Raw genomic sequence first — 12,239 nt, forward strand, 5'->3', positions numbered from 1 at the left:
TTTACAGTTCTATAATTGTGGCGTCTTCATCGGCAAGGTCATCCTGCTGAAGGTCAATGTACTTCGCAAGGCTATCTATCGTGCTGAGCTCAAATAAGGTCCTTACACTGACATCGGTACCAAAGGTTTTCCGGATCGCCGAGATCATGCGCATCACTTGCAGTGAATGTCCGCCGAGCTCGAAGAAGTTGTCGTAAATCCCAATCTGATTTAATCCCAGCAGCTCTTTCCAGATCTCCGTCAGCAGTTCTTCCGTCTGGTTCCGAGCGGCAACATAAGCACTGGCCGTCAGGACGGTCACATCCGGTTCCGGCAGGCTTCGCTTATCGATCTTACCATTGGCGGTCAGCGGCATCTCCGGAATGACCACCCAGAGGGCAGGCACCATATAGTCCGGCAAACGTCCTTTCAGGAAGCCCGTCAGCTCCTCCTGGTTAAAGTCTCCTCCCTCAGGAACGACATAACCTACCAGGCGTTTCTGACCGGAATCATCGGTCTTTAAGACCACTGTTCCCTGTGCCACCTGCGGACATTGCTCCAGGGCATTGATGATCTCTCCGAGTTCTATACGGAAGCCACGGATCTTCACCTGGTCGTCATTACGTCCAACATAACTCAGGTTCCCATCTGGCAGCAGCCTGCAGATATCTCCGGTTTTATACATCCTGTCGCCGCTCACAAAAGGATCACTAAGGAAAGTCGCCGCAGTCTGTTCGGGAAGGTTCAGGTAACCTCGGGTCACCTGTACGCCGGCAATGTAAAGCTCGCCGGATACGCCCGCAGGAACAGGGCGCAGCAGGTCGTCCAGCAGGTAAGCCCTGGTATTGCCTACGGCGCGGCCGATCGGTACCCCCTCCTGTGGAGGTATGTCATTCGGATATTCATACCTGATGGCCACGATGCTCGTTTCCGTTGGCCCGTATTCATTGTAAAAGGACACATAAGGTTTCCATTTTTCGGCCAGTGAAACGCGGCAGTATTCTCCACCGGAAACAATTCTTTTCAGTCCGCCGTAATTACCGGCAGCCATTGTTTCCAGGAATCCCGGGGTCGCATCGATATGGCTGATCTTTTCATTGATCAGCAGGGCTTCCAGTGCAGATGGGTTCAAACGTGTTTCTTCATCCAGCTGTACCACTGTACCTCCATTAAATAGCGCCAGGAAGATCTGTTCTACCGAAGCATCGAAATTATAGTTCGAGAACTGAAGGATGTTGTCATGCTCATCTGCCCCGAATTTTCCGGTCAGATACGTCAGCAGGTTGACCACCCCTCCATGCTCTACCAGCACCCCTTTCGGCAATCCGGTAGAACCCGAAGTATAGATCACATAGGCCAGGTCTGAAGAATTTTTAGCTATCGCCGGACTGGAATCCGGGCAGCTGTTCCACACCGCTTCCGGATCGTCAAGTAACAGCACAGGTAAACCTGTTTCAGGTAAATTACCCGCACTTTCATTGCTGCTCAGGATCAGCGATGCTTTCAGGTCTGCCAGGATATAGGCTGTCCGTTCTGCCGGAGAATCCGGAAGTATAGGAACGTAAGCCGCTCCGGCTTTCATGATGGCCAGGATGCCGACCATCATTTCTACAGAACGTTCGATAAACAAAGGGATCATCATATCCCTGACCGCGCCAAGGCTGATCAGGTGATGGGCCAGTCTGTTGGTACGTGCATCCAGTTCCGCATAACTCAGGCGGCTGTCCCGGAAAACCAGGGCTGTTGCCAAAGGCGTACGCAAGGCCTGTGCTTCAAAAAGATCAGTAATCGTTTTGTCTGCAGGATAATCAAAATGGTTATCGTTCCAGTCTTCCAACAGATACCTGCGTTCTGCGGGCGACAAGATTTCGATATCGTTCAGCGTTCCTTTTTCATGCTGCAGGATTTCCAGCAATACCGCATGAAAATGACCTGCCATGGCTTCTACATAAGCCGTATCCAGCAGGCTGCTGTTGTAATTAAAAGTAACGTTGATTTCATCGCTCGTGCCAATCACCAGACTCAGCGGATAATTGCCTTGTTCGTTCATGCTCAATCCTTCGGTTTCTAACTTCCAGGATTGTGCAGAGAAGACTTTATCAACCGGATAATTCTCAAAAACGAGTAAACTATCGAACAGTTCGCCTGATACCGAAGACCACCTGCGGATCTCATTCAGGCTGCTGTACTGGTACTGGCGACTGTTGATCTGATCGGCCTGGATGGCTTGCAGCCAGGTCGGGATCACAGGCGCATTCGCGGTAGAAGCACGCAGCGGTAAAGTATTGATGTACATCCCTACCCTTTGCTCTACGCCGTTCAGGTCGTCCGGCCTGCCGGAAACAATGACGCCGTAGCTGATGTCCTGATGCCCGGTATAGCGGGACAACAGGTAGGCCCAAACCCCTTGCATCAGGGTATTCAGGGTGATGTGATGGCGCTGAACGTATTGGGTCAGACGACTGGTCATGCCCATGTCGAGGAACAGGTTTTTGTCTTTAAACTCACCTATTCCCTTGGTACGGTCTGCAGTGATGCTGATGAAAGGCAATAAAGTCGCTTCATCCAGTCCGTTCATGTATTGCTGCCAGTATCCGCTTGCCGCTTCTTCGTCCTGACGCTCCATGTAACGGATATAATCTTCGTACCGGTCTTCCGCAACAGGCAGCGAGGCCTGCCCGCTAATGAGCGATTCATATACCTGTAACAGTTCTCCAAGCAATACCGCCAGCGACCAGCCATCCAGTAACACATGGTGATAGGTCCAGAACAGGCGGTAACGGTTTTCATTCAAACGGATCAGACGGATCCGCATCAGTGGAGCAGCTTTCAGGTCAAAAGCATCCAGGCGATCGGTCTGCTCGTAATCACGAACGTAATTGTCGCGCTCCTCATCGCTCATCATGCTGCAGTCCAGAATGCTTACCGGAACCTCTACATGGGTATACACACATTGCACCGGGATCTTAAACTCATTGGTATAGAAACCGCTGCGCAGGATGCTGTGGCGTCGGAGCAGTACCGTCCAGCTGTCGGCAAAGACTGCGGTATCGAGGTTGTTTAAAATCGTGGTAAACTGTTCAATATAGGCACCCGCCTGGTCATCGTATAAGCTGTGGAAGAGCATTCCTTCCTGTAAGCCGCTTAAACGGGACATGCTTTCCAGCTGTGAACGGCGAGATGCGCCCTGGTATTCCGCATCCAGGAACTGGTCGAGTTCTTCATTGCTGATCTCTGCTCCCAAATGGTAATCTGAAGGGGTAAAAACAGGCTCAGCTACGGCAACGCAATGGCCGATCAGCTCCCTTAAATGGTTCAGGTAATTTGCTGCGAGGCTGGCGATGGCTTCCGCATCGAAATGCCGGCTGCTATAGCTCCAGCTCATCTGCAGTTCCCCGCCCTGAATCTGGCTGTTCACAGAAATCAGTTCCCTTACCGGATGTTCTTCTGCAATAGATTTTCCTGATGATTCCTCAGCACCGGAAAGTAAGGTTTCTTCCGCTTCGCTCACCAGGTTATCCAGCTGTCCGAGGTAATTGAATTCTACCTCCCAAGGGTCTTTGCCTTGTAAAACTGGTGCTTTATCCAGGTATTTCAAGACCCCATATCCAAGTCCTTTATCAGGAACCTGACGCAATTGTTCTTTTAAATTCTTTAATAAAGCAGCAGTGTCTTCGGATCCGGAAACGTCCAGCAATACCGGATACAGACTCGTAAACCAGCCTACCGTGCGGCTGATGTCCATCGTTCCGGCAATGTCTTCACGGCCATGGCCTTCCAGACCAATCACCACACGGGAATCTCCGTTCCATCCGGCCAGGGTTAAGGCCAGTGCAGAAAGCAACAGGTCGTTGATGACGGTATGGTAAGCACGTGGGGCTTCCTGTAACAACTGACGGGTCAGCTCTGCATCCAGGCTTACCTGATGCAATGCGATGTCTTTTTTAGTCAGGATTCCCCTCCAGTTGCAGGTCGTTTTAAGTGCCCCGGCTGATGCCGATGAACCAACAGCCGCCTGTGCCGAAGCCCAGTAACTCAGTTGCTGCTGTACTTTTTTACGGTTGCCATAGGCAACTAATGCCTGATGCCACTGACGGTAAGAAGCGGTTTTGTAAGCCGGAAGCGAATTTCCGTTCAACAACAATTCCAGGTCTTCCAGCAGGATCCTCCAGGATACCCCGTCTACTGCCAGGTGATGGATCACCAGCAACAAGCGGTTATCCGCGTCGGAATCCGGTGTCAGGATCAATACCGCCCTGAACACCAATCCTTTTTCCAGGTCCAGACTAGCCTGCTGAGCATCGTTGTGTGCCTCAATTGCCTGATGTAACTCCCCTGCAGAAAGTGCAGAAAAATCAGTGACCTCCAGTGCGGTGGTATATTGGCTATACGCTTGTTCCCAGCCTTTTTCCGTCCAGATATAGCGGAAGCCTAAAGCATCATGGCTGGCCGCCAGCTGACTGATCCCGGCAGAAAGTTTTTCAGGATTTACGCTTTTCCTTACTTTCAGCAGGACCGACTGGTTATAATGAGACAAATCCGGAGCAGCAGATTCAAAATAATGCTGCTGAATCGGCAGCAATCCACTCGTTCCTTCCAGTTTTCCCTGTTCTCCCGATGCGGCGGCCAAAACCTCCGTCGACAAACGGGCAGATAAACCTGCAATCGTCTGATGCTGGAACAAATCTCTAGGATGAAGGTTGAAACCTGCACGGCGGGCACGGCTCACCACCTGAATGGTGATGATCGAATCTCCCCCAAGTTCAAAGAAGTTGTCGTAAATCCCTACCTCCGGCAGGTGTAACAGCTCTTCCCAGATTCCGGCAAGCAGCTGTTCCTGTTCATTGCGCGGCGCCACATAGGTATGGCTTTGTACAAGCGCCTGTTCCGGTTCAGGTAAGTTCTTGCGGTCGATCTTGCCGTTGCCTGTTAAAGGCAGCTGATCCATCGCCACAAACCAACCCGGAACCATATATTCCGGCAGCTGGCTCTTCAGCCAGGTTACCGTTTCTTCTCTGTTGAATTCCGCTTCGCTGACTACATATGCTACCAGACGTTTGTTACCGCTTTCATCTGTTTTCACCACTACAGCGGCCTGAATGATGCCTGCTGCCTGCTGAATCACCGTTTCAATCTCTCCAAGCTCAATCCGGAAACCACGGATTTTCACCTGGTCATCAATCCGGCCAAGGTATTCTATGGTCCCGTCCGGAAGCCAGCGGCCAAGGTCTCCGGTCCGGTACATCCGGTTTTCCGGAGCTTCAAAGGGACAGGATACAAAACGGGAAGCCGTCAGGTCAGGGCGGTTCAGGTAACCCCTCGCCACGCCGATCCCGCTCACACAGATCTCTCCCGGAACCCCTACCGGACACAATTGTCCGAAGCCGGAAAGCACGTAAATCCGCATGTTCTGCACGGGCTTGCCGACAGGTACATTGATCCTTTCCGGAGCCTCCCACATGATGTGGTGACAAATGTCGTCGGAAGCTTCTGTTGGTCCGTAAGCATTCACTACCGGAATCCGGCCATAATTTTTATGGGCAAACCATTGCGCGAGTAAAGGCTGGCTTACCGCTTCACCCGTTACAAGTAAGTAGCGCAGCTGCTGCAGGGAAGCGGAAATGTTCTCCTGCAAAACAGCCGTCAGGTAAGAAGGAACGAGTTCGAGGATGGTGATCCCATCCTGCTCTACCGCCCCGATCAGTGCTGCAGGTTCCAATAATTGTGCGGAAGAATAAATCACCGTTGTACCGCCAACGAGTAAAGCCGAAAACAACTGCCATACAGAAATGTCAAAGGTATAAGATGCAGTAAAGGCAACTACCGTATGTTTATCGAGCTGAAGTTCATTGATCTTCGCATACAGGTGGTTCAACATCCCTGCATGTTCAATCATTACCCCTTTTGGTTTTCCGGTAGAACCGGAAGTATAAATCACATAAGCCAGATCTCCGGGTGCTGCAATGTGCACAGGGGCCTGGTTTTCAAAGCCCTGGATCAGTGCCCAATCGCTATCGATCAATACGGCATCCAGGCCCGCAAAGGCTTCGGTCGAAGCATTCAGTTCAGCACTGCTGAGCACCACTGTGGCCCGGGTATCTTCCAGCATAAAGCTGATCCTTTCTGCAGGATAAGCAGGATCAATTGGCACATAGGCCGCCCCGGCTTTCATGATGCCCAAAATGGCCACCGCCATTTGTTCGGAGCGCTCCAGACAAACCGGAACGAGGCTGTCTCTGCCAATCCCTTTATCACTCAGGTAACGGGCAAGCTGACCGGCACGTTCGTCCAGTTCTTTATAAGTATATGCCTGATCTTCAAAAACGATCGCTTTCGCATCCGGGTTCAGCACCACCTGTGCTTCAAAAATACTGATGGCGGTTTCCGTATGCGGATACGCAGTTTCGGTAGCATTGAACTGCCCGAATAACTGATCTGTTTCCTTGCGGTCCAGCATTTCCAGTTCTCCCGTTGGAAGCATTGGATTTTGTACTGCCGCTTCCAGCAGCATTTCGAAATGTCTGCTGAATTTCTCTATCGTTGCCCCGGTGTAGAGGTCTGTACAATAGGTAATATGGCCGGTCAACACACCTTTATTTTCCAGCATATTGACCGTCATGTCGAACTGTGCAGTAGCGGTATCCACTTTCTCGGTGCTCAGTTCCAGTTCTCCCAGACTCAGTTCCGGTACTTCCGGCGTATTGTGCAATTCGAACATCACCTGGAATAAAGGTGTGCGGCTAAGGTCTCTTTCTTTGACCACAGCTTCCACCACTTTTTCAAATGGCAATTCCTGATTTTCATAAGCGCTCAGCGTCGTTTCTTTCAGCTGCTGCAGGAACTCAATGAAGGAGTTTGCCGGGGCATACTCGCTGCGCAAAGCAAGGGTATTCACAAAAAAGCCGATCAGCCCTTCTGTTTCCTCTTGTCCTCTTCCGGCAATGGAACTCCCCACGCAAATGTCTGTTTGTCCGCTGTAACGGGAAAGCAGGACTTTAAATGCCGCAAGTAAGGTCATGAACAGCGTTACTTCCTGCTGACGTGAGATCAGGTGCAATTGCTCCAGCAATCCGGTAGAGATTTCAAAAGAATGAACCGCAGCGTTTTTACTTTGCAAGGATGGACGCTGGAAATCTGTTGGCAGCTGCAGGGCTTCTGCCCCTTTGAGCTGTGCTTTCCAGTAATTCAGCTGCCTGCCAAGTAATTCCGGTGTGAGGTGCTTCCGCTGCCAGATGGCAAAATCTGCATACTGAATTTGCGGTGCAGGCAATTCTTTAATTTTTCCGCTGGAGAAGACTTCGTAATAGGCCGCCAGTTCATTGACCAGAATAGATACCGACCAGCCATCGGAAGCAATGTGGTGCATCGTGAGGATCAGTACCGCATCCCATTCGCCCAGTAAGATCAGGCGGGCACGCAGCATATGATCTGTTGCCAGGTCAAAGCTCTTGTTCGTAAATTCAGCAAGCAATGCAGGCAATAAAGTCGCATCTTCCTGCTCCTTTGCCGTCAGTTCTATGAATTCCATTTGCCATAGATCCATGTCCATGACCTCCTGACGGGCTATACCATCTTCTTCCAGAATCACGGTCCGCAGGACTTCATGCCGGTTCACGATCTGGCGGATCGCCAGTTCCAGGGCAAAAGTATTCAGGTAACCTTTTAGCCTTAATGCTGCAGGAATGTGGTAATGGATGCTGCCTTCCAACTGGTCAATAAACCAAAGCCTTTCCTGATTAAAGGAGAGTGGAATGTGCTCCGGTCTCTGTTGTTTTTCAATACTTTCTCTGATTACCTGAGGTTTCTGTTGTTCCAGATGAGCAGCCAAACGGGCAATATCAGGATAGGTAAACAGGGTCTTGACGGCAATTTCTGTCTGTAATATTTTTCGCGCTGCAGAGATCATGCGCATTGCGAGCAGGGAATCCCCGCCAAGGTCAAAGAAATTATCGTGGATGCCTATTTTTTTCTGTTGAAGCAGCTCCTGCCAGATCCCGGCCAGGGCCAGTTCTGTTGCATTTCTCGGTGCCTCGTATTGGTCTGTTAAGGTATCATTTCCTTCTACCTCCGGCAGCATTTTCCGGTCTACTTTACCATTGCTGGTCAGTGGGAATTTCTCCAGCTCCGCCCATAACGCAGGAACCATATATTCCGGTAAACGTGCTTTCAGGAATTCCACCAGGGTTTCCCGGTTAAAGTCTCCTTCAGGGATCAGGTAAGCAACCAGTTGCTTATGTCCGCGATGATCCGGACGGGCCAATACCACAGCCTGTTTTACCAGATCACTTTGTTGTAAGACGTTTTCTATTTCGCCCAGCTCAATACGGTAACCACGGATTTTCACCTGGTCATCGATCCGGCCAAGGTATTCTATATTACCATCCGGTAACCAGCGTGCAAGATCTCCACTTCGGTACATCCGGCTATAGGCGGCCTGATCAAGAGCAAGCTGTTGGTCAAATGGAACATCTTGAAGAAGAGAACTTACCTCCTCCAAAATTCCTTCTTTAAAGAAAGGATTTGGTACAAACTTTTCGGCAGTCAGTTCCGGGCGGTTCAGATAACCTTTGGCCAGTCCGACGCCACTGATGCAAAGCTCTCCGGGAACACCAACCGGACTCAACTGATTTCCGGCATTCAGGATATACACCTGGGTATGACTCACCGGAATCCCAATTGGAGGTGCCAGTTCACTATTTTCTGCAAGCAGTTCATAGCTAGTTGTCACCACACTGTTTTCTGTTGGTCCGTAATTGTTGACAATTTTATAGCCCAATCCTTCCAGTGAAATGGCCGATAAACGGTCTCCACCAGCAAGCAGGTATTTTAAGTCCAGCTCCCGTTCCCTGCTTTCCGCAACAAATTCCGGAATCAGCACGGTCGATAAAAAGCTATGGGTAACCCCTACACGGCTGTAATAATTGACCAGACCGGCAGGCGACAAGCGCAGTTCATCATCAATAATGTGCAGGCTTGCTCCGGCCAGCAATGTTGGCCAGACTTCCCATCCAAAGGCATCAAAACCAATTCCCGCGGCAGCAGTACTCACACTTTTCTGGTTCAGCTCATAACGTTCCAGGTGCCAGCCTGAGAGGTTGGAAAGACCGGCGTGGGTAATCTCCACCCCTTTAGGTAAACCGGTAGAACCGGAAGTATAGATCACATAAACCAGGTCAGCCAAACTGATCGGTTGTTCTGGTGCGGTTACCGGATATCCATTAGTAAAAGCTTCGAAATCTGCGGAATCCAGCATTTCAATCCCTTCGGGAATTTCAAGATGGGCAAACAGCTCTTCGTTGCTGATCAACAGCTGAGACCCGCTGTCGGAAAGCATGTATCCGATCCGATCTGCAGGATAACCCGGATCGATCGGAACATAGGCCCCTCCTGCTTTCAGGATGCCCAGCATGCTGATGATCACAGCAGCAGATCTTTCCAGACATACTGCAACGAGCACACCGGAACCTACCCCACGGTCACGCAGGTAATGCGCTAATCGGGAAGATTGTTCGTCCAGTTCCTGATAGCTGAGCACTGCATTTCCATAAACAATAGCAGGATGCCCAGGCGATAGCGCGGCGGCCTTTGCAAAAAGCGAAGTCACCGTTTCCTCCGGCAATGCTGAAATGCTTTTTCCATTGAAGTCTTCCAGCAATTCCTGCCGCTGTGCAGCAGAAAGTATTTCGATTTCATTTAACCGCAGGCCATCAGTGGCCACCATGGCTTGCAATGCTTCCTTGAAATGTCCGGAGATGGCTTCCATATCGGCGGTTGCCAGCAGGGAGCTGTTATAGCTGAAGTATACCGTAATTTCTGCGGCCACCATCACCGCTACGGTAAGCGGATAATTGGTATGTTGTTCTTTTCTGAAATTTTCTACGTTCAGACTGAGCGCATGTCCAGGTTCAGGATGTGCAGGATAGTTTTCATAGACCAGTAAACTGTCAAACAAATCGCCCGAAACCCCGGCCCAGCGCTGGATTTTAGTTAAGGAAAGGTGCTGGAATTCCCGGCTTTCCAATTGTTCTTTCTGGATGCACTGCAACCATTCCGATACGGATTCCTGTCCGGATACCGCAATGTGGAAAGGCAGAGTATTGATGTACATCCCCACGGCACGTTCTACCCCCGGTAAACGGTCAGGCCTGCCGGATACGGTAATCCCGAAAGTGACCTGTTCCTGTCCGGTATAACGGTGGATCAGGTATGCCCAGAGCCCTTGCATCAGGGTATTCATCGTGATGCGCTGACGTTGGGTATAGCGCGACAAACGGTTCAGGATGTCTGCGTCTAACTGCAATACATGGGTCCGGTAATCTCCGATCCCCTTGTTGCGGTCGGCGGTAGAACTGATGAATGGCAATAAGCTGCCTTCCGAAACTTTGGACAGGTAATTTCTCCAGTAAGTTTCCTCTTTTTCCTGATCAGACTGTTCCGTATAGCGGATGTAATCCTCGTAACGGTCTTCCTGAGGCAATGGCAATGGCTTAGCCGCCAGCAACAACTCATAATTTTTTAGTAAACCATCCATCAATACCGGCATAGACCAACCATCCAGAATGATGTGGTGATAGGTCCAGCACAGGTGATGCTGCTGGTCATTCAGGCGGATCAGGCAGATGCGCATCAATGGTGCAGTGCTGAAATCAAACCCTTGTATTAAATCTGCGGCTTCGAAGTCCAGAATGGCCTGTTGCTGTTCTGCTTTAGTTTTATCGCGGTAATCGAGTAAGGTCAGCGGAACAGTTATATTTTTATAGACCGCCTGTACCGGAATGGCAAAGGCATCGGTATAGAAAGCAGTTCTCAGGATGCTGTGTTGTTTCAGCAAATGGTTCCAGCTGCCGATAAAGGCATCCACACTCAGTCCGGACAATTCTCCGGAAAACTGCTCTACATAAGCATGCGCAGTATGGTCAAACAAACCATGGAACAACATTCCTTCCTGTAAACCACTTAAACGGTAAATGCTTTCCAGTTCAGTTTTGCGTGCTTTTCCTTCAAAATCTTCCTCCAGGAAGCGATCCAGTTCTTCAATGCTGACCAGCCCTCCCAATCCAAAATCGGCAGGTGTGGCTGTTGGAAGTTCCTGCGCCACACAATGGTCCAGGATGGCTTTTAAATGTTTCAGATAAGCAGCAGCCAGTCCTTCCACACTTTCCGGATTGAAATGTTTGCTGCTGTAGCTCCAATACAGCTGCAGGCTGTCGTCAGGAATCATTCCGGCAACCGATAAAGGCTGACTAACCGGGGTTTGCTCCGCCGATGCGGCAGCAAATGAAGTCCATTCCGCATGACTGAATTTTCCGGAACGCGGGCCTGCGCCCGACTGTCCAAGGTAATTAAACAAGACATCCCATGGATCTTTATCTTCTTTTGCAGAATGATCGCCCATGTATTTCCATACGCCATATCCCAGACCTTTATCCGGAATTTGCCGCAGTGTTTCTTTCACCTGTTTCAGTGTATCGCCGGGTCCTTCTTTTGCTTCCAGGAGTACCGGATAGATCGTGGTAAACCAACCCACCGTACGGCTGAGGTCTATATTGGAGGCAATGTCTTCACGGCCATGCCCTTCTAGTCCCACAGATACCTTTGCAGTGTTGTTCCATTCTGCCAAAGTCAGCACCAATGCCGTGAGCAGGATGTCGTTGATTTCCGTGCGGTAGGCTTTTGAAGCTTCCCTCAACAGCTGACCGGTATACACCGGATCGAGCTCAATTTTATAGCTGTTCATCTCTCCCAGACAAATCTGTCCTTGGGGCTGATGATTTCTTTCATTCAGGCCATCTCTCTCAGGCTGAAGATCCCTTCTCAATGGCACAAAAGCCTTGCTGATCTCTTCCCAATAACTTTGCTGAGCAGCAAATCTTTTCCCTTCACGATATTGCCTTAACGCATCATGCCATTGCCGGTAAGCACTGGTTTTGGCACCCAGCACCACCGATGCCGGTTGTCCGGCATGCTGCAACAGGAGTTCCAGGTCCTCAGAGAGGATCCGCCAGGAAACACCGTCCACCGCCAAATGATGAATAATGAAACACAGTTGATGTGCGTCCAAACGCTCCGGCGACTGAAACAACAAGGCCCTGCATAAAATACCTTTTTCAATGTCCAGGCTTTCCTGATTTTCCAGGATGCGCGCTGCTACTTCTTTATGGAAGTTTTCTGTATCCAGGGATTGCAGGTCAATGCGCTCCAGCTCCGGCAATACACCGGTATAAGTCTGGGTCCATTGGCCTTCTTTTTGCAAATACGCA

Annotated in this window: 1 protein-coding gene (only partly in view); it reads right to left on the reverse strand. The window is 50.3% G+C overall.

The genetic code is table 11. From position 1 onward, the window contains the following. Position 1: 1 nt before the first annotated feature. Positions 2-12,239 carry the final stretch of a non-ribosomal peptide synthase/polyketide synthase gene (locus DBR43_RS00785; RefSeq protein ID WP_124576988.1) on the reverse strand. The gene runs 21,590 nt beyond the window's last position, so 12,238 of the gene's 33,828 nt are visible here — the last part of the coding sequence; the start codon falls outside the window, past its right edge; it ends in the stop codon at positions 2-4.

This window comes from Pedobacter sp. KBW06 (assembly GCF_003852525.1).
GTDB lineage: Bacteria > Bacteroidota > Bacteroidia > Sphingobacteriales > Sphingobacteriaceae > Pedobacter.